This is a genomic window from Nocardiopsis quinghaiensis (genome assembly GCF_008638365.1).
Taxonomy (GTDB): domain Bacteria; phylum Actinomycetota; class Actinomycetes; order Streptosporangiales; family Streptosporangiaceae; genus Nocardiopsis; species Nocardiopsis quinghaiensis.
The window spans coordinates 213,375-231,888 of the sequence record NZ_ML703337.1 but is presented as its reverse complement, the minus strand read 5'-3'; the positions used below and the strand labels follow the sequence as shown (position 1 = coordinate 231,888).

Below are 18,514 nucleotides of genomic sequence, written 5' to 3'. Positions count from 1 at the left end.
AAAGGTAAGGACCCGTGGGATCCAGAACGTGGGTCGTCGCGGCCGCCTGCGCGGTGGCCGTCCTGGTCGTCGCCGTCGGGATCGCCGTACGGCCGCACACGCCGACCCTGTCCACCGAGGAGACCGGTGACCCCGGCCTGCTCGACCGGGCCCGGCCGCTGTTGGCCGGGGGCACCCACGACCGGGTCGGCGTCGTCGAGGTCGACGGCGACCGGACCCGCTCCGCGCACTTCGGCGCGGACGAGCACACCGATTACGAGATCGGATCGGTGGCCAAGACCATGACCGGGGCGCTGCTGGCCGACGCCGTCGAGCGGGGCGAGGTCACCGAGGACACCCGGCTCGGCGAGCTCGTCGACCTGGACGGCGCCCCGGCCGCCGACGTCACCCTGGCCGAACTGTCCAGCCACCGCTCAGGCCTGCCCAGGCTGCCCAGCCGTCCGACCGACTGGGTCACCTCGCTGGTGGCCGCCAACCTGGGCCTCGACCCCTACCCCTACGACTACGGCACCCTGGTCGAGCAGGTCGCCGCCGCCGAACTGTCCGGCCGCGGCGAGTCCAGCTACTCCAACATGGGCACGGCCGTTCTGGGACACGCCCTGGCCAACGCCGCCGGGACCGACTACGCCACCCTGCTGCGGGAGCGGCTGCTCGACCCGCTGGGGATGGACGAGACGATCCTGCCCGACTCCCGGGAGGACCTGCCCGAGGACGCGACCGCGGGGTACACCGACCGCGGACGCCCGGCCGACCCCTGGCTGGCACACGCCTACGCGCCCGCGGGCGGGGTCCGCTCCACCCCCGCCGACATGGAGCGCTACGCCCGCGCCCTGCTGGAGGGCACCTCCCCCGGCACAGCGGCCCTGGAACCGCGCTGGGACGACGGGAGCGGCGGCCGGATCGGCTACGCCTGGGTCGTGGAGGAGCACGGCGACACCGAGGTCACCTGGCACAACGGGGGCACCGGAGGGTTCTCCGCCATGGTCGCCCTGGACCGGGGGGCGGGCCGGGCCGTGCTCGCCTTCGGCAACACCACCGCCGGCCTGGAGCCGCTGGCGCTGGAACTGCTCACGGGGGAGGACTCCTGATGGACGTGACGGGCCTTCTCCCCTACCTCCTGGGGGTGTTCTTCAACGGCCTCTGCGTCCTGACCGCGTCGGACGTCCTCCTGCGGGCGTGGCGTAGCGAGGGCCGCCGCCGCTTCCCGGACCGCTGGGACGCGCTGGCCAGGCTGTCCGGCGCGTTCCTCTACCTGCTGATCGCCCTGCTCATGACCTCGTGGGCGGTCTTCCCCGTGGTGGTGTGGTACCTGGTCGTGGCCCTGACGGCGGCCGCCGCCGCGGGCGTGGTGCTGCGCTGGCCGGAACTGCCCGCGCGGGGGCGGACCGGGGCGCGGCCACGAGGTGGATCTCCGCGGTCGGCACGCTGGTGTTCCTCGCGGCGGCCGTCACCGCGCTCCTCGTCCTCGGCGTCTTCGGCTGACGGGGAAACGATGGGCGGAAAGTGATGAATGCAGGAAATGCCAGAATTCAGAAACGACGAGACGCCCTGTTTCCCCGTGGGGGCGGGGGTATTCCTGGCCAGAACGCCCACGTGCCTCTCGTATGTGGTCTACGGTAAATTCCGTCCGCCTTCGAATACCCCGAGGGATATCCGGGTGGACCTCCCCTGCCCGGAGACCGGGCGACGGAGGCGGGCGCCGCCCCGCCCCTTCGCACGATCGCTCCGCGAGGATTCCGCCCATGTCAGTACACGCGTCCGGCCGGAAACGGCACAGCCTCCGCCCCGGACAACAGGCCCTGGTCGCGTTCCTCCTCGTGACCGCGCTGGCGGCCCCCGCCTGGTCGTGGGTGGTGATCACCACCCACGCCGACGCGCGCCAGAGCGTGGCCGTCGCCGTCGGAACGGCCGGAGTCGCCCTGTGCGTGGCCGTCGCCGTCGCCGCCCACCAGGCCGCGGCCGCCCGTGTCGCCCGCGACCACGGCGCCCGGGCCGACGCCGCCGCCGGGACACTCGAACGCGAGACGGCCCACCTGGTCGACCAACTCCTGCCGGCCCTCTCCGAAGGTGTCCGCGAGGGCCGCTCCGCGCGTGAGGTCCTCGCACGCCACCCGCGGCCCAGCCACGCCGCGCTGCACCGGATCGCCCGCGCCGTCGGCGCCGAACTCGACGCCGTCGAGGCCCGTGCCGCCCACGACCGGGTCCGCCGCGCCGACCTGGAGGAGCAGGTCGCCGACCTGGACCGCACCGGTCTGCCGCTCATGGTCACCCGTATCCGCGAGAACCGTGTCGGCGCCACCGAGGCCCTCCGGAACGAACTGCCGCCCGTCGACGACGCGCTCGCCCGGCTGCGCCGGCACGTCCTGGAGGAGTTGCTGGCGGCCGCGCGCCGCTCCGCCTCGGCCATGGAGGCCGCCTCCGCCTCCGGTGCCCGCGTCCAGGCCCACCTGACCGCCCTGCTGGCCAAACTCCGCGAACTCCAGGACCGCTACGGCGACGCTCCCGGGATCTTCGGCGACCTGCTCGACATCGACCACGGGGTGTCGCGCACCGGCCGCCTCACCGACGGCTTCGTCGTCCTGGCCGGGGGCCGCTCGGGCCGGCGCTGGACCCGCCCCATCGTCATGGAGAGCATCCTGCGCGGCGCCATGGGCCGGATCAGCGCCTACCGCCGCGTGCGGCTGCACAACGTCAGCACCGCCGCCATCGCCGGATACGCCGCGGAGGGCGTCATGCAGGCCCTGGCCGAGCTCATGGACAACGCCGCCAACTTCTCCGCTTACGACACCGAGGTCCACGTCTACGTCCAGGAGGAGGACACCGGCCTGACCATCACCGTGGAGGACAGCGGCCTGGGCATGCGCGTGCGCGAGCGCGGACTGGCCGAGAGCCTGGTCACCCACCCGCGCGACCTGTCCACCCTGCGCGGGACCCGCATGGGCCTGGCGGTCGTGGGCCGCCTCGCCGACAAGTACGGGCTCAGCGTCAGCTTCCGGCCCTCGGCGCGCGGCGGTATCGGCGTCGTCGTCCTCGTCCCGCCCCACCTGGTCATCGACTCCCATCCCGCGCTCGGCGGGTTCGGGTCCCCCCGCCACAACGGGCAGCGCCCCCGTGAGGCCGAGGACACGGTCCACGGCCGTGTCCCGGCCGCCGCCCCGGCCGCGCCCGCGCGCCGCGCGTCCGGGCTGCCCCAGCGGCGGCGCGGCCAGACCCTCGCGGCGGCGCTGCGGGAGGAGCCGCGCCAGCTCTCCCCGCAGCCGACGCACACGCCCGGGACCGGCGACCCCGGCACCAGGTTCGCCGCCTTCCGCGACGCGGGCGGCACCGGTGACGCCCCGCCCGGGGCGCGGTGACACACCCACTCCACCACTAAGGCCGCACCGGGCCCATCCGGCCTCACCGACCGCATGACACGACGAAGAGCCCAGACAAGCCGAAGGGAAGAGCGAAGGCCCGATGGAGACCATGGACACCAGTCTCGACTGGCTTCTGGAGAACCTGCGCCACAGGACACCGGGCATCCGCCACGTCCTCGTCCTGTCCAGGGACGGACTCAAGATGTGCCACACCCGCGAACTGCACGTGGACCGCGCCGACCAGCTCGCCGCGATCTCCGCGGGCATCCAGAGCCTGTCCCTGAGCGCCTCCGCCGAGTTCGGGAACGGCGGCGGGGCGGGCCAGGCCATGGCCGAGTTCGGCGGCGGGATCCTGCTCATCGTCTGCGCGGGCGAGGGCGCCCACCTGGCGGTCGTCACCGCCCAGGACGCCGACGTCGGCGTGGTCGGCCACAACATGAACGAGCTCGTCGAGCAGATCGGTGGATTCCTGACGGCGGCGCCGCGCCGGATCGACCGGGCCGGGGAGGGCGAACGGGGCGAGCGGAACAGGTGGGCCGGAACCGGAACGGGCGCCGAACAGACACGATGAACCACGACCCTCTCCAGCGGGAGTCCCCGGACCGCCTGTACACCGTGACCGGAGGACGCGGCGACACGGACACCCGCACACTCGACTCGGTCACCCTCATCGTGTCCGAGTGCGAGCCTGTGCCCGGAATGCAGTCCGAGCACGCCGCGATCCTGCGGATGTGCGTGTTCCCGACCGCCGTCGTGGAGGTCTCCGCGGAACTCGGACTGCCCGTCAGCGTCGTGCGGATCCTCCTGCTCGACCTGCTGGACACGGGGCGGGTGGCGGCCCGCCACCCCGCCTCCTCGGTCCAGCGTGCCGAGGGACACGACCCCGAGACCCTGAAGCAGGTGCTCCTTGCCCTCCAACGCCTCTGAACAGCGGACCGCGCCGACCCGGGCCCCGCTCGCCACAACGGCCGACAACGCCCTCAAGATCGTCGTCGTCGGCGGCTTCGGCGTCGGCAAGACCACCCTGGTCGGCTCCGTGAGCGAGATGCGCCCGTTGAGCACCGAGGAGATCATGACCCAGGCCAGCGCGGGTGTCGACGACATCAGCGCGGTCCGCGACAAGCGCACCACCACCGCGGCCTTCGACTTCGGACGCATCACCATCGACGAGCGGCGCGTGCTCTACCTCTTCGGCGCCCCCGGCCAGAAGCGGTTCTGGTTCCTGTGGAACCAACTGTTCACGGGCAGCCTCGGCGCGGTCGTCCTCGTCGACACCGACCGCGTCCGGGACTCCTGGTACGCCATCGACCGGCTCGAACACCACCGCACGCCCTTCGTCGTCGCGGTGAACCGCTTCGGTCCCGGACCCGGTCCCGGCCTCGCCGAGGTGCGCCGGGCCCTCGACGTCTCCGACCGGGTGCCCCTGGTGGACTGCGACGCACGCAGCCGCGAGTCCAGCCGCGACGTCCTGGTCACCCTCGTCCAGCACGTGTCCGGACCCGTGCACGGGTCCGCGCCCACACCCGCATCCACTCCCGAGGACACGCAGTGAACGACACCCCGGGCCTGACGGAGGCCGCCGCCCCGCCCAGCAGCGGTCCGCCGTTCCCCGACCACGCCGAGGCCGTCCGCTTCTACGGTCCCGACATCGCCCGCGATCCCGCCGGGCTCTACGAGGAGCTGCGCGGGCGCTTCGGTCCGGTGGCGCCCATCCTGCTGGACGGGGACGTCCCCGCGTGGTTCGTGCTGGGCTACCGGGAACTGCACCACGTCACCAGCAGGCCCGAGTGGTTCGCCCGGGACTGCCGCCGCTGGAACCAGTGGGACAACATCCCCGAGGACTGGCCGCTCATGCCCTACGTGATGTGGACGCCCTCGGTCATGTTCGCCGAGGGGGCCGAGCACCAGCGGCGCGCCGGGGCGATCGGCGACGCCCTGGACGCCATCGACCGCATCGACCTCAAGGCCCTGTGCCAGCAGGTCGCCGACGGGCTCATCGACACCTTCTCCGCCGAGGGCGAGGCCGACCTGATCGGCCAGTACGCGCACCACATCCCCGCCGGGGTGATCGCCCGCCTGTACGGCATGCCGGAGGAGGAGGTTCCGGCCATGGTGCGCGACATCCTCCTGTCGCTCGACGTCACCGCCGACGCGGGCGGGGCCCACCAGCGCCTCCACACCCGGCTGGGGAACCTGGTCGCCGACCGCCGCCGCGCGCCCCGCGACGATGTGCCCTCCCGGCTCCTGCGGCACCCGGTGGGCCTGGGCGACGCCGAGGCGGTCATCGACCTCCTCGTCGTCCTCGCCGCGGCCCAGGCGCCCACCGGCAACTGGATCGGCAACACCCTGCGGCTGATGCTGGTCGACGACCAGTTCTCCCTCACCCTGCAGGGGGGACGCGGCAGCTCCGGGGAGGCCCTCAACGAGGTCCTGTGGAAGAACACCCCCACCCAGAACTTCATCGGCCGGTGGGCCGCGCAGACCTGCGAGCTGGGCGGGCGCCGTATCCGCCGCGGAGACCTGCTCGTCCTGGGCCTGTCCGCGGCCAACGCCGACCCCCGCCTGCACGCCGGACTCCCCGACATCTACGGCAGCAACCGCGCGCAGATGTCCTTCGGGCACGGCGAGCACGGGTGCCCCTTCCCCGCACCGGAGGTGGCGACGATGATCGCCCGCACGGCCGTGGAGAGCCTGCTGGACCGGCTGCCGGACGTGCGGATGGCGGTGCCGCCGGAGCGGCTGGAGTGGCGGCCGTCGGTGTGGATGCGCGGCCTGTTCGAGCTCCCGGTGCGGTTCACACCGGGAAGGTAGCGCGGCGGGAGGGGATGTCCGCCCTCCCGCCGCCCACCGCGGACCCGGTGGCCCCGGCGGCTCGGCCGGCCCGGGCCCTGCGGCCCCTCAGCCCGCGGCCGGAGTGAAGCGCAGCGGCAGTTCCCGCAGCCCCCGGGTGAAGGCGCCCGTCTCCTCCAGGACCGCGCCCTCGGCCAGGCGGAGGTCGGGCATGGCGTCCAGCAGGTGGTTGGTCGCCACCCGGACCTCGGTCTCGGCCAGGAGGGCGCCCACGCAGAAGTGCCGCCCCAGGGCGAAGGCCAGGTGCTCGGCCGCGGCGGTGAACGAGGTGGTCTCCCGCAGTTCGGGACGGAGCACGTCGAAGGTGTCGGGGTCGGTGAAGCGGTCGCCGTCGCGGTTGGCGGAGCCGATCAGGCAGATGAGGGTCGCGCCGGCGGGCACGGTCCCGCCGTCCAGCTCCACGTCGTGCCGGGGCTGGCGCATGATCATCTGCACGGGCGGGGTGTAACGCAGCGTCTCGGCGAACGCGCGCGGGACCAGGCCCCGGTCCTCCCGGACCCGCTCCAGCTGCTCGGGATGGGAGACCAGGTTCGCGAACATGCTCGCCACCGCCTTGTCGGTGGTCTCCCCGCCCGCGGCCAGCAGCAGGCTGCAGAAGGCCTTCACGTCCTCGTCGCTCATCCGGGTGCCCTCGACCTCGGCGGTGCACAGGGTGGACAGCAGGTCCTCGCCGGGGTTCTCCCTGCGCTCGCGGATCACCGGCAGCATGTGGGCGGCGAGCTCCTCGCGTGTGCGCAGCCCCTCCTCCGCGACCCCCGGGTCCTGGGAGAGGTTGCCCAGGAAGGCGATGATCGACGTGTACCACCGGTGGAACCGGTCGTGGTCGGATCTGTCCAGGCCGAGCATGTCCACGATGACGTTGATCGGGAACCGCGTGGCGAACTGCGAGACCAGGTCCACCTCACCCGTGTGGCGGAAGGTGTCGACCAGTTCCCGGCTGTTGCGCTCGATGACGGGCAGGAACCGCTCCCGCAGCTCCGCGCCCCGGAAGGCCGGTGCGACCAGGGCCCGCCGCACCGCGTGTTCGCGTCCGTCCATCTGCAGGATGGTGCGCCCGTGGACCGGCTCCAGCTGCCAGTCGTAGTTGCGGGTGGTGAAGACCGGGTCCTTGAAGGCCCGTCTGACGTCCTCGTACCGGGAGGCGACGTAGCTCTGTGTGGCCTCGTGCCAGAAGAGGGGAGCGTGCTCGCGCATGAGGCGGTAAGCGGGATAAGGGTCTGAAAGGAACTCCTGGGAAAGGATGTCCGGGACCTCGGGAGCCACGGTCATGTCCATCTCCTTCACCGGTGGGGGGAATCGCGTCTCCACAGTAGGTTTCGCCCCAGACCGGGTCCAGAGGAAGAAGTGTTTTCCGACCCTGGGTGACTTAAGTTGTTTATGGTCGTAATTTCCTTTATGGGAGATATTGACCAGTAACTCGGTGGTTCCTGGATCGTTCTCTTGTCGTGGTCGACCGTGTTCGCCGACCAGGCCGGGACCCGCTCCGACCACCTCCCGGGCCACATCCGGGGGCGGGCCCGGGGTTCAGGGCACCCTCGCGCACGTGAAGGGATCGTGCCCGGCCTGGGGCCTGCCTCCCCGTGCCGTGGTTCACGGATCCGCGATGTCTCGGGTGCCGTCGTGCGCCTGCTCCTCCTCGATCATTCTCGCGAAGGACGATGCGGTACGGGCCACGGCTCGGTCGTCGTCGTGGGCCAATCGCCGTAGGACCTCCAGTGCGACGGCACCCGGCATCTCGGCGAGCGCCTGGACCAGGCGCATCCGCACCGCGAGATCCCCGCGATGGGCGGCGAGCCCGTCGACCAGTGCGTTCCTGATCCGGCCCGCCCTTCCCGGGTCCCGTGCCAACGTCCCCAGGACCTCGGCCGCCTCGACGTCGTTCGCGCCGTCGACCACCATGCCGACGAGCGTCGGCGCCGCTTCGGGCATCCCACGCGCTCCCAGCGCCAGGGCGGCGTGCCCGCGGACCGTCGTGTCCGGATCCTCGATCGCGTCTGCGAGCGCCGCGGCCGCCTCGTCACCGGGGATCTCGGCGAGCGCCATCACCGCGCGCCGCCGGGCGTCGACGTTCTCCGATCCCAAGCCTGGTGCCAGGCTCGCCACAGCGTCGTGGTCCGCACGTGCGAGTGCCCACCGCAGGGCACCGGCGACGTTCGGATCGGACTCGGCCAGGATCATCTCGGCCAGCAGCCGGACGGGTACACCCGCGGTCGGGGCCAGCACGGCCTGCTGTCGCCGTGCGGCGTTCGGCGAGCCGAGCCCGTGCAGGAGTTCGACGATGCGCAGGACCTCTTCCCAACCGGAGGGCTCCGACGCTTCGACCGCGCGGAGCCTCGTGAGCAGCTCCTGCTCCCGGCTCAGCCGCCCCTCGGTTTCCCGGACGAGTTCGCCGATGAGCGCGGACGGTGCGAAGCCGGGATCCTCCAGGACGCGTCCTATCCGGCGCAGCGACAGGCCAAGGGTTCGCAGGCTCTCCACATGGAAGATCCGCCTGATGTCCTCGTCGGCGTATTCGCGGTAGCCGCCCCCGGTACGGCCGGTCGGCCGCACCAGCCCGAGGGCGTCGTAGTGTCTGAGCATCCTGGTGCTCACACCCGAGCGGCGCGCCACCTCACCGATCAGCACGCTGTCCCAGCCCCCGTTCCCCGCCAAGCGCGACTAATCGTCTCGCCTCGTCGACGGCGAGCTCGAAACCGGCGTCGGGGTCGCGCAGGAGCCGCTCCGTGGCGCTCGCATGCGCGCGGACGCCCGGGTCGTCGCTTCCCGTCGCCGCCCGAAGCATCGGCTCGACCGCTTCCCCGAGTGCGACGAGGGCGCGGCTCAGACTGAGCTGCACCTCCCGGTCGCCGCGACCGAGCTGCGTGGCCAGTTCCTCGGCCAGGTCCTTCTCCCGCCCGTCGGGCACGAGGGCGACGGCGGCACGCCATGCGCTCCGGGCGACCTCGTCGTCGGAGTCGCGCAGCAGGGACCGCGTCAGCGCGGGCCACGCGCTGGCGTCCCCGACCTTGGACAGTGTATGCAATGCCTGGCTCCGGGCCCGGGCGTTCTCCGAACACAGCTGCGCGCGCAGTCTGGGCACAGTGATGGCCGGGGGGAGACGGGTCAACGCCCACGTGAGCATGTCGCGCACGAAGAAGTCGGGTTCGACCGCGCACCGCGCCACGAGGGTGTCGAGCAGAGCGGGGTCGGGGCGGGCGCCGACCGCGAGGGCGGCCTCGAGGCGCGTTGACGAGGCGCTGGCGGCCAGAGCGTCGACCAGGTGCGCGTCCAGTGGGTTCGTGCGCGGCGTGTTGATGGGAACCACCTCCGGCGACCAGCCAAGACCTTGCCACAGTGTCAATGTCAAGCGTGGGGTGATATCGACCGGCGACGCGATGGTCAGTTCGTTGAACAGGTGTTGTGGAGAGTGGCAACGGCCAGCCACAGGTGTCCAGGGGCAACGAGTTGTCTAGGTGTGTCGTTGCCTAGCGACGGTTATGCTGCCGGCATGGCACTGCGCAACGCCGTGATGGCCGCCCTGCTGGACGGCCCGGCCTCCGGGTACGACCTGGCGAAGAACTTCGACGCCTCCGTGGCCAACTTCTGGGCGGCCACCCCCCAACAGCTCTACCGCGAGCTCGACCGCATGGAGGCGGACGGGCTGGTCGGGGCCACCGTCGTCGAACAGGAGCGGCGCCCCAACAAGCGGGTCTTCTCGCTCACCGACGAGGGACGCCGCGTCCTGCGCGAGTTCACCGCCAAACCGCCCCGGCCGGCCGCGCTACGCGACGAGTTCCTCGTCCAGCTGCAGGCCGCCGACGCCGGGGACACCGATGCGGTACGGGCCTCCGTCGCCGAGAGGATCGAGTGGGCGCGCGGCAGGCTGGCCCGCTACGAGCGCCTGCGGGAGCGCCTGCTCGACGGCCGCACCGAGGAGGAGCACCTGGCCCGCGCCGAGCGGATCGGCCCCTACCTCACCCTCATGGGAGGCCTGGCACTCGAACGCGAGAACGTGCGCTGGGGCGAGCGGGTCCTGGACGCCCTGGACCGCCGTGCCGTCGTCCGCCAGGAGTGACCGCACCGACTCCTCCGGGGACGACCGAGCCCGGTGGAGGCCACCGACACCACCCGCGCCCCGCCGTCGGCCAGGGCGGGCCACAAGCGGTTGACCAGGGGGATCGGACGCGGGGAAGGGGCGCGGCGGGCCTCCTCGGGCCACCGCGAAGGAGGTCCCCGCACCTTCCCGGATGTGTCCTCCCCACGTTGCCGGGGCGGCCCGAAAGCCCGGCCACCACTGGGATAGCGTGATTCCGACCACCACCTCAGTACCGGGGAGCGAGCGCGCAATGAACGTGGAACACAGGGACGTCGAGGTCAACGGGATCCGCATGCACATCGCGGAGCAGGGCAGCGGACCGCTCGTGCTGCTCCTGCACGGCTTTCCCGAGAGCTGGTACTCCTGGCGCCACCAGTTCGGGCCGCTGGCCGAGGCGGGGTACCGCGTGGTCGCCCCCGACCAGCGCGGCTACGCCCGCAGCGACCAGCCCGAGGACGTGGACGCCTACACGCTGCCGCACCTGGTCGGCGACGTCGTCGGCCTCATCAGGGCCCTGGGCGAGGAGAGCGCGGTCCTTGTCGGCCACGACTGGGGCGCGCCCGTGGCCTGGAGCACCGCCATGATGCGTCCCGACCTGGTCCGCGGAGTGGCTGGCCTGAGCGTCCCGCCGTTCCCGCCCGCCATGATGCCCGCGCCCTCGGTCACCCGCGAGATCTACGGTGAGGGCTTCTACCAGGTCTACTTCCAGGAGCCCGGCGTCGCCGACGCCGAACTGGCCGCCGATCCCGCCTCGTTCCTGCGCCGGATCCTGGTCGGCGCCTCGGGGGACAACCCGTACGCGGACGAGCCGCGGCTGTGGATCGTTCCCGAGGGCGCCACCCTGCTGGAGCCCCTGCCCGAGCCGGAGGAGCTGCCCTCGTGGCTCACTGAGGAGGACGTGGCAGCCTTCGCCCGCGACCACGCCCTGCACGGTGCCCGGGCCTACACCGGACCTCTGAACTGGTACCGCAACATCGAGCGCAACCAGGGGCTCATGTCGCCCTTCCAGGGGCGCGGCATCGACGTCCCCGCCCTGTACATGGTCGGGGACATGGACATGGTCACCGTCATGCGGGGGATCCCCGAACTGCGCGAGGCCCTGCCGACGATCGCACCGAAGCTGCACGCCAACGTCACCCTGCCCGGCTGCGGCCACTGGACCCAGCAGGAGCGCCCCGCGGAGGTCAACGCCGCCCTGGTGGACTTCCTCGCCCACCTCGGGACGCGGGACTGAGCGGTTCCCCACCGGTGACCCGGGCCGTGCGGGTCGAAGCGCGGTCCGGGCCGGGGCCATCGGCGTAGACCGCCACGAGGGCGGTCAGCACCTCGGAGCAGCCCGCGTGGACGGTGAGCGCGGCCACGTCGTCGGCCCGGGTGCCGCCCCGGTTGAGGACCACCACCGGCCTGCCCCGCTCGACCGCGCGCTTGACGTAGCGCCGCCCAGAGAAGACGGTCAGCGACGAACCCGCCACGAGCAGGGCCGACGCCCCGTCCACCAGGTCGTAGCCCTCCATCACGCGCGCCTTGGGCACGTTCTCGCCGAAGTAGACGATGTCCGGTTTGAGCATGCCGCCGCACGACCCGCAGTCGGCCACCCGGAACCCCTCGGTGGCGGCCAGGACCGCGTCGGCGTCGGGGGCGACCTCCACGTCGGGGACCCCGTCGGCGAAACCGGGGTTGAGCGCGCTGAGCCGCTCGGCCAGCGCGTCGCGGGCGGTCACCTCGGAGCAGGACAGGCAGATGACGCGGTCGTAGCGGCCGTGCAGGTCGATCACCCGTCTGCTGCCCGCCTTCTCGTGCAGGGTGTCCACGTTCTGGGTGATGACCCCCGCCAGGGCGCCGGAGGACTCCAGCGCGGCCAGCGCGCGGTGGCCGCCGTTGGGCAGGGTCCGGTGCACGTGGCGCCAGCCCACGTGGTTGCGGGCCCAGTAGTGGCGGCGGAACGCGGCGTCGCCGACGAACTGCTGGTAGGTCATCGGCTTGCGCGGTGGCGAGTCCGGGCCGCGGTAGTCGGGGATACCCGAGTCGGTGGACAGGCCCGCACCGGTCAGTGCGACCACCGGCCCCTCGCCGAGGGCCTCGCGCATCCGGGCCGCCATGACCTCCGGGTCGTCGGCGTCGAGCGTGTTCCTCACGCCTTCGAGGGTACGCGGCGGTCCGGAGTGCGCGCGGCCTCCCCGGCGGTCAGACGCTTCTCCCCAGCTTCTCCACGGAACGCCCGGGAGCCGCCCGGCGCCCCCGTCGAAACGGCCCCGGCGGCGGGCGCCCCCGTACCAGGGGCGCCCGCCGTTCGCGGGTCGCGGAGCCGCCGGGTCAGCCGAGGCAGACGAGCAGGTCGCCGCCCTCGACCTTCTGCACCGGGTCGACAGTCACCCGCGTGACCCGTCCCGCCACGGGAGTGGTGATCGAGGCCTCCATCTTCATCGCCTCGATGGTGGCCACCGTCGCTCCGGCCTCCACCTCGTCGCCCTCGGCGACCGTCAGGGTGACCGCACCCGCGAAGGGCGCGGCGACCTGCCCGGGGTCGTTCTTGTCCGCCTTCTCGGCGGTACGCACGTGCGAGGCCAGAGCGCGGTCGCGGATCTGCAGCGGGCGCAGCTGGTCGTTGAGCGTGGCCATGACCGTGCGGACCCCGCGCTCGTCGGCCTCGCTCACCGCCTCCAGCTGGATGAGCAGCCGCACACCCGGGGACAGGTCCACCGAGTACTCCTCGCCCTCGCGCAGACCGTAGAAGAAGTCCGTGCTGGACAGCACGCTGGTGTCGCCGTAGGCGGACCGGTGCTCCTCGAAGTCCCGCGTCGGGCCGGGGAAGAGCAGCCGGTTGAGGGTGGCGCGCCGGTCCTCGGCCAGTCCGGCGCGGTCCTCCTCGCTCAGCTCCTCCGTGTCCCGTGCCGGGGGCCGTCCCTCCAGCGCCCGCGTGCGGAAGGGCTCGGGCCACCCGCCCGGGGGAACGCCCAGTTCACCGCGGAGGAAGCCCACCACCGAGTCCGGGACGTCGAAGCGCCCCGGGTCGGCCTCGAAGTCGGACGGGGACACCCCCGCGCCCACCAGGTGCAGTGCCAGGTCGCCCACGACCTTGGAGGAGGGGGTGACCTTCACCAGGCGGCCGAGCATCCGGTCGGCGGCGGCGTACATCGCCTCCACCTCCTCGAAGTGCTCGCCCAGCCCCAGAGCGACCGCCTGCGTGCGCAGGTTGGACAGCTGCCCGCCCGGGATCTCGTGGTGGTACACCCGTCCCGTGGGCGAGGACAGCCCCGCCTCGAAGGGCGCGTAGACCCGGCGCACCGACTCCCAGTAGGGCTCCAGCTCGTTGACCGCGTCCAGGCTCAGACCGGTGGAGCGCTCGGTGTGGTCGAAGGCCGCCACGACCGCCGACAGCGACGGCTGGGAGGTGGTGCCCGCCATCGACGCCACCGCGCCGTCCACCGCGTCGGCCCCGGCGTCCGCCGCCGCGAGGTAGGTGGCCAGCTGGCCGCCCGTGGTGTCGTGGGTGTGGATGTGCACCGGCAGGTCGAACTCGCGGCGCAGCGCCGTGACCAGCCGTTCGGCGGCCGGGGCGCGCAGCAGCCCGGCCATGTCCTTGATCGCGAGCACGTGCGCGCCCGCGTCCACGATCCTCTCGGCCAGCTTCAGGTAGTAGTCGAGGGTGTAGAGCTTCTCGCCGGGGTCGGACAGGTCCGAGGTGTAGCACAGCGCCACCTCGGCCACCGAGGTCCCCGTCTCACGCACGGCCTCGATCGCCGGGCGCATCTGCTCGACGTCGTTGAGCGCGTCGAAGATCCGGAAGACGTCCACGCCCGTGTCCGCGGCCTCCTGTACGAACGCGCTGGTCACCTCGGCGGGGTAGGGGGTGTAGCCCACCGTGTTGCGCCCGCGCAGCAGCATCTGCAGGCAGATGTTGGGCACGGCCTCGCGCAGCGCGGCCAGCCGCTCCCAGGGGTCCTCGGCCAGGAAGCGCAGCGCCACGTCGTAGGTGGCGCCGCCCCAGCACTCCAGGGACAGCAGCTCGGGCAGGGTGTGCGCCACGGCGGGCGCCACGGCCAACAGGTCGCGGGTGCGCACCCGGGTGGCCAGCAGCGACTGGTGGGCGTCGCGGAAGGTGGTGTCGGTGATCCCCAGGCCCGGGGACTCGCGCAGCCACCGCGCGAACCCCTCCGGTCCCAGCTCGGCCAGGCGCTGGCGTGAGCCCGGGGGCGGCGATCCGGCCTCGGGCAGCGGCGGCAGCTTCGTGGCCGGGTCCACCAGTTGCGGGCGCTCCCCGTGCGGCTTGTTCACCGTCACGTCCGCCAGGTAGGTCAGCAGGCGGGTGCCGCGGTCGGCGGAGGGGCGCGCGGTCAGCAGCTGTGGGCGCTCCTCGATGAAGGAGGTGGTGACCCGGCCCGCCTGGAAGTCGGGGTCCTCCAGCACCGCCTGGAGGAAGGGGATGTTGGTGGCGATGCTGCGGATACGGAACTCGGCCACGGCCCGTCGCGCCCGGCTGACCGCCGTGGCCAGGTCGCGGCCCCGGCAGGTCAGCTTGACCAGCAGGGAGTCGAAGTGCGGGCTGATCTCGGTGCCCGCCGCGGAGGTGCCGCCGTCCAGGCGGATGCCCGAGCCGCCCGGGGACCGGTAGGCGCTGATGGTGCCGGTGTCGGGCCGGAAGTCGTTGGCGGGATCCTCGGTGGTGATGCGGCACTGCAGCGCCGCGCCGCGCACGTAGACGCCCTCCTGGAAGATCCCGAGGTCGGGCAGGGTCTCGCCGGAGGCGATGCGCAGCTGCGACTGCACCAGGTCCACGTCGGTGATCTCCTCGGTCACCGTGTGCTCGACCTGGATGCGCGGGTTCATCTCGATGAAGACGTGGCTGCCGTCCGCGCCGACCAGGAACTCGACCGTGCCCGCGTTGCGGTAGCCGATCCTGCGGGCGAAACGTACGGCGTCGTCACAGATGCGCTCGCGCAGGTCCGGGTCGAGGTTGGGCGCGGGGGCGAGCTCGATCACCTTCTGGTGGCGCCGCTGCACCGAGCAGTCGCGCTCGTAGAGGTGGACGACGCCGCCCTCGCCGTCGGCGAGGATCTGCACCTCGATGTGGCGGGGGTCGACCACGGCCCGCTCCAGGAACACGGTGGCGTCGCCGAAGGCGGAGGCGGCCTCGCGCATGGCGGCCTCGATCGACTCGCGCAGCTGCTCCGGCCCCTGGACGCGGCGCATGCCCCGGCCGCCGCCACCGGCGACGGCCTTGACGAACAGCGGGAAGCCGATCCGCTCCGCGGCGGCCAACAGGGCCTCCACGTCGTCGGAGGGCTCGCTGGACTCCAGGACGGGCACGCCCGCCTCACGGGCGGCGGCCACCGCGCTGGCCTTGTTGCCGGTCAGCTCCAGCACCTCGACCGGCGGGCCCACGAAGGTGATCCCGGCCCGATCGCAGGCGCGGGCCAGTTCGGGGTTCTCCGACAGGAAGCCGTAGCCGGGGTAGACGGCGTCGGCCCCCGCCTCGCGGGCGGCGCGGACGATCTCGTCCACGGACAGGTAGGCGCGTACCGGATGGCCGGATTCGCCGATCTGGTAGGCCTCGTCGGCCTTGAGCCGGTGCAGCGAGCCGCGGTCCTCGTGGGGGAAGACGGCGACGGTGCGGGCGCCCAGTTCGTACCCGGCGCGCATTGCGCGGATGGCGATCTCGCCCCGGTTGGCCACGAGCACTTTGTGGAACACGGAGGTCTCCTCCTGGTCGGTCACGCGTCATGCCGGGGGAGTCCGGCGTCGTTGCCGGGCCCACGGTCGGGCGGGTCAGGGGCACGATAACCAGAAGGTGATTCGGGAAAACCACCCGGGTACGTCTTTCACGCAGGTGGCGGCGTTCCACCGCTGGTCACGTCACGCTACCTTGCAGGAATCGGCGGCCCCGGGCTCCGCGGCCCGCCGCACCGTCGTCGGCGCCGCTCTCGGACGCCCCGGCGGACTGGCCGGAGACGTTGCTGGTATGACGTGATGGCCCTGGACCTCGGTGATCTTGTACTCGTGGCGAGGTCCGACGCTCCAACCTCGCTCTGAGTACGGGATCAACCGCGCGGAGGGCGGGTCGGTGCGCCTTTCTGGTCACCGTGCCGACGAGGACGGTCGAGGGTGTCCGGAGACAGGGACAGTGCGCCGGGGAGGGCGTCGAAGGCACGCCCGACCTCGGTGATCAGTGTCTCGGTGCCGTCGGCGCCGCCACGGTGCCCGAGGGCGCGCATCCAGTTCTTGGTGCCGTAACGCACCGAGGCCAGGGCCATCTCGCCGATGAGCCGCAACCGCACGTCCTCGCGGCTGTCGACGCCGAGCTTGTCCTCCAGCATTTCGACCAGCCGCGCCTGCAGGTCCTGTGTGGTGCCCGCGTGGTACACGCGCAGGGCCGGGGTGCGGGCTGCCAGCTTCCGGGTGGCCAGGTAGCGCCTGGCCCAGTCCCCGGACAGGCCCCGGACCGCGTCCGCGTAGCAGTCGCGCAGCAGGGGCAGCACCGGTCCGCTGATCCGCAGGCGGGCCACCTCGGAGGCGTAGGCCTCCCACAGCTCGCCCTCGGCGGCCATGGCGACCTCCTCCTTGGAGGAGTAGTAGCGGAAGAAGGTGCGCACCGACACCTCGACCGTGTCCACCAGGTCGTCCAGCGTGGTCTCCTCGAATCCCCCTTCGAGGAACATCCGCAGGGCGGTGTCGGCGAGCAGGCGCCGCGTACGCAGCTTCTTGCGTTCGCGCAGGGGGAGCGCGGACTCCTCGTTCCTCAGGGGCTCGACGGTCATCGGGCCAGCATAGCGGCGGTGCGCTCCGGGGCCGGAAAAACCGTTGCCCACAGGCGCCAGTGACGGCATAGTGCCAATGAAGGTATTATGCCAGTAACTGGCAGTTTATCCGGATGTCCGGTCACCCCCTCCTCCGAGAGTGAGCACATGAACGACGAGAGCACCGCCCCCGTCCCGCGGGGCCAGCGCGTCGAGGCGCTGGGAGACCAGCTCGTCAAGGTCCACGACATGCTGCGAGCAGAGCTGGCCTCGTTGCGCGAAGACCTCGCGGCGGGGAAGAGCACCTCCAGCGACGGGGCGTCCTTCGAGCAGCAGCTCCGCAAGAAGTGCCTGTCCTTCTGCGGGTTCCTGCACGGCCACCACACCGCGGAGGACGAGCACCTGCTGCCCGGGCTGGCCGAGAGCCACCCCGGGTTCGCGCCCGTCCTTGAGCGCCTGACCAGGGAGCACTCGGCCATCAGCCGGTCGCTGGACCGGATACAGGAACTGGTGGAGGGCGGTGACCCCGTCCGCGTCCGTGACGACGTCGAGCGCCTCGCCGCCGAGGTGGAGGCGCACCTGGACTACGAGGAGCGCCAGATCGTGGAGGCCCTGAACTCCTACGGCCCCGTCACCATCTGAGGGGTGCCGCCGGAGGGCTCGCGGCGGGGAACCGTAGTCTGAGCCCTCAGAGTGTCGGCGTAGCGGGTACCTCGGGGCCTGGAAGGCTCCGGGGCCGGGGCGGAGCGGGGGACCGGGTTCCTTGATGATCGGGGAGGACGCGCGGATCTCCGCGCTCGAACGGCACGTCCGGGAGTTCTGGCACGGGCACGAGGTGGAGGCCGTCACCTGGGAACAGGGGCTCATCCTCGACCGGGTCCCGGGCTTCACCACCTACCGGGTGGCTCCCCGGAGCGCTGGCGAGGCCTGGGTGTACGTGACGGCGGGTTCGTCCGTCCACGAGGCCGAGGGCGGCACGGAGTTCTTCGTCATGTCGCCGGCCGCGGCGGAGGCCCACACGGAGACCCTGGCCATGGTGAGCCACCTGCACTCCTTCGAGGAGTACCGGCTCGACGTCGGCTCCGTGATCGACATCGGCGGACCGTGGATGGAGGACTCGCGCATGGACCACCTCCTGGTGTGCCTGCCCCACTCCTACGGTCCCGCGCTCGAACGGGCTCCGGAGGAGGCCGGGGAAGCGCGCTTCCTGTGGCTGCTGCCGATCCACCGGAGCGAGGCGGCCCTCATCGGAACCGAGTCGCTCGACGCCTTCGAGGAGATCCTGGAGGCGGAGGGCGTCAACGTCCTGGACCTCGACCGGGCCCCTCTCGTGTGAAGCGGACTTCCGTCCTCCCCGGCCGAGAGCGAGCGATCGTTGGCCCCGGAGGCAGCGGGGACCCGCCACCCTTCCGGGCGGCGGGTCCTCTGCTCGGACACGGGGAGCTACACGGGACGGGCGGACCCCTCCCTCAGGCCCCTCAGCTCCTCGGGACCTCCCA

17 protein-coding genes are annotated in these 18,514 nt (G+C 72.4%); 11 read left to right on the top strand and 6 right to left on the bottom strand.

The genetic code is table 11. The annotated features are described in order from the left end of the window. Window positions 1-14 precede the first annotated feature (14 nt). The 7 genes from FYX01_RS01060 to FYX01_RS01030 all read left to right on the top strand — a co-directional run bounded on the left by FYX01_RS01060 (window position 15) and on the right by FYX01_RS01030 (window position 6,167). Window positions 15-1,088: a serine hydrolase domain-containing protein gene (locus FYX01_RS01060; RefSeq protein ID WP_223830247.1), complete on the top strand. Its 1,074-nt coding sequence runs from the start codon at window positions 15-17 to the stop codon at window positions 1,086-1,088. Further along, window positions 1,088-1,507, top strand: a complete 420-nt coding sequence (locus FYX01_RS01055; RefSeq protein ID WP_223830246.1) for a hypothetical protein — start codon at window positions 1,088-1,090, stop codon at window positions 1,505-1,507. Before FYX01_RS01060 ends, FYX01_RS01055 begins: the two co-directional genes overlap by 1 nt. A 235-nt stretch (window positions 1,508-1,742) precedes the next feature. Then, window positions 1,743-3,353, top strand: a complete 1,611-nt coding sequence (locus tag FYX01_RS01050; protein WP_190394135.1) for a sensor histidine kinase — start codon at window positions 1,743-1,745, stop codon at window positions 3,351-3,353. Between the two features lie 103 nt (window positions 3,354-3,456). Next, entirely contained in the window at window positions 3,457-3,927 is a 471-nt protein-coding gene (locus FYX01_RS01045; protein ID WP_150236519.1) for a roadblock/LC7 domain-containing protein, read from the top strand. Next, complete coding sequence (locus tag FYX01_RS01040) at window positions 3,924-4,283, top strand: DUF742 domain-containing protein (RefSeq protein WP_150236517.1); 360 nt, start codon at window positions 3,924-3,926, stop codon at window positions 4,281-4,283. Before FYX01_RS01045 ends, FYX01_RS01040 begins: the two co-directional genes overlap by 4 nt. After that, entirely contained in the window at window positions 4,264-4,908 is a 645-nt protein-coding gene (locus FYX01_RS01035) for a GTP-binding protein (RefSeq protein ID WP_150236515.1), read from the top strand. Before FYX01_RS01040 ends, FYX01_RS01035 begins: the two co-directional genes overlap by 20 nt. Beyond that, entirely contained in the window at window positions 4,905-6,167 is a 1,263-nt protein-coding gene (locus tag FYX01_RS01030; protein WP_150236513.1) for a cytochrome P450, read from the top strand. The genes FYX01_RS01035 and FYX01_RS01030 overlap by 4 nt, the downstream gene beginning before the upstream one ends. An 87-nt stretch (window positions 6,168-6,254) precedes the next feature. On the opposite strand, the gene FYX01_RS01025 is transcribed toward FYX01_RS01030, so the two are convergent. The 3 genes from FYX01_RS01025 to FYX01_RS01015 form a co-directional block, all read right to left on the bottom strand. After that, the gene (locus FYX01_RS01025; RefSeq protein WP_150236511.1) at window positions 6,255-7,475 is read right to left on the bottom strand and encodes a cytochrome P450; all 1,221 of its coding nucleotides are present in this window, start codon (window positions 7,473-7,475) and stop codon (window positions 6,255-6,257) included. A 321-nt stretch (window positions 7,476-7,796) separates the two neighbouring features. Beyond that, window positions 7,797-8,831, bottom strand: a complete 1,035-nt coding sequence (locus FYX01_RS01020; protein ID WP_150236613.1) for a HEAT repeat domain-containing protein — start codon at window positions 8,829-8,831, stop codon at window positions 7,797-7,799. Then, complete coding sequence (locus FYX01_RS01015; RefSeq protein WP_223830245.1) at window positions 8,818-9,552, bottom strand: HEAT repeat domain-containing protein; 735 nt, start codon at window positions 9,550-9,552, stop codon at window positions 8,818-8,820. Before FYX01_RS01015 ends, FYX01_RS01020 begins: the two co-directional genes overlap by 14 nt. 141 nt (window positions 9,553-9,693) lie before the next feature. Between FYX01_RS01015 and FYX01_RS01010 the strand changes: the two genes are divergently transcribed. Both FYX01_RS01010 and FYX01_RS01000 read left to right on the top strand, forming a co-directional pair. Beyond that, window positions 9,694-10,260, top strand: coding sequence for a PadR family transcriptional regulator (locus FYX01_RS01010; RefSeq protein WP_150236509.1), 567 nt, complete (start codon window positions 9,694-9,696; stop codon window positions 10,258-10,260). Window positions 10,261-10,531: 271 nt separating this feature from the next. Then, on the top strand, window positions 10,532-11,515 hold the full coding sequence (locus tag FYX01_RS01000) for an alpha/beta fold hydrolase (RefSeq protein ID WP_150236505.1): 984 nt from the start codon (window positions 10,532-10,534) through the stop codon (window positions 11,513-11,515). Here the strand turns inward: FYX01_RS01000 and FYX01_RS00995 are convergent. The 3 genes from FYX01_RS00995 to FYX01_RS00985 all read right to left on the bottom strand — a co-directional run bounded on the left by FYX01_RS00995 (window position 11,466) and on the right by FYX01_RS00985 (window position 17,036). Further along, complete coding sequence (locus FYX01_RS00995) at window positions 11,466-12,416, bottom strand: Sir2 family NAD-dependent protein deacetylase (RefSeq protein WP_223830244.1); 951 nt, start codon at window positions 12,414-12,416, stop codon at window positions 11,466-11,468. The two genes, FYX01_RS01000 and FYX01_RS00995, sit on opposite strands and share 50 nt — an antisense overlap. Before the next feature lie 178 nt (window positions 12,417-12,594). After that, window positions 12,595-15,972 (bottom strand): pyruvate carboxylase, encoded by a 3,378-nt coding sequence (locus FYX01_RS00990; RefSeq protein WP_150236503.1) that lies wholly within the window; start codon window positions 15,970-15,972, stop codon window positions 12,595-12,597. A 347-nt stretch (window positions 15,973-16,319) separates the two neighbouring features. Continuing rightward, complete coding sequence (locus FYX01_RS00985; RefSeq protein WP_150236501.1) at window positions 16,320-17,036, bottom strand: TetR/AcrR family transcriptional regulator; 717 nt, start codon at window positions 17,034-17,036, stop codon at window positions 16,320-16,322. 147 nt (window positions 17,037-17,183) lie between these two features. Here FYX01_RS00985 and FYX01_RS00980 point away from each other — a divergent pair, with 147 nt between their 5' ends. Together FYX01_RS00980 and FYX01_RS00975 are read left to right on the top strand one after the other, a co-directional pair. Continuing rightward, window positions 17,184-17,657 carry a hemerythrin domain-containing protein gene (locus FYX01_RS00980; RefSeq protein WP_150236499.1) on the top strand — a complete coding sequence of 158 codons (474 nt, stop codon included), beginning with the start codon at window positions 17,184-17,186 and terminating at the stop codon, window positions 17,655-17,657. Between the two features lie 124 nt (window positions 17,658-17,781). Further along, window positions 17,782-18,351, top strand: a complete 570-nt coding sequence (locus tag FYX01_RS00975; RefSeq protein WP_223830243.1) for a suppressor of fused domain protein — start codon at window positions 17,782-17,784, stop codon at window positions 18,349-18,351. The last annotated feature ends 163 nt before the right edge of the window (window positions 18,352-18,514 follow it).

Coding starts and splice junctions, on each gene's coding strand:
- FYX01_RS01010 (WP_150236509.1), top strand. CDS start 9,694: ATGGCACTGCGCAACGCCGTGATGGCCGCCCTGCTGGACGGCCCGGCC.
- FYX01_RS01055 (WP_223830246.1), top strand. CDS start 1,088: ATGGACGTGACGGGCCTTCTCCCCTACCTCCTGGGGGTGTTCTTCAAC.
- FYX01_RS01050 (WP_190394135.1), top strand. CDS start 1,743: ATGTCAGTACACGCGTCCGGCCGGAAACGGCACAGCCTCCGCCCCGGA.
- FYX01_RS01040 (WP_150236517.1), top strand. CDS start 3,924: ATGAACCACGACCCTCTCCAGCGGGAGTCCCCGGACCGCCTGTACACC.
- FYX01_RS00975 (WP_223830243.1), top strand. CDS start 17,782: ATGATCGGGGAGGACGCGCGGATCTCCGCGCTCGAACGGCACGTCCGG.
- FYX01_RS00985 (WP_150236501.1), bottom strand. CDS start 17,036: ATGACCGTCGAGCCCCTGAGGAACGAGGAGTCCGCGCTCCCCCTGCGC.
- FYX01_RS01025 (WP_150236511.1), bottom strand. CDS start 7,475: ATGACCGTGGCTCCCGAGGTCCCGGACATCCTTTCCCAGGAGTTCCTT.
- FYX01_RS01000 (WP_150236505.1), top strand. CDS start 10,532: ATGAACGTGGAACACAGGGACGTCGAGGTCAACGGGATCCGCATGCAC.
- FYX01_RS01045 (WP_150236519.1), top strand. CDS start 3,457: ATGGAGACCATGGACACCAGTCTCGACTGGCTTCTGGAGAACCTGCGC.
- FYX01_RS00980 (WP_150236499.1), top strand. CDS start 17,184: ATGAACGACGAGAGCACCGCCCCCGTCCCGCGGGGCCAGCGCGTCGAG.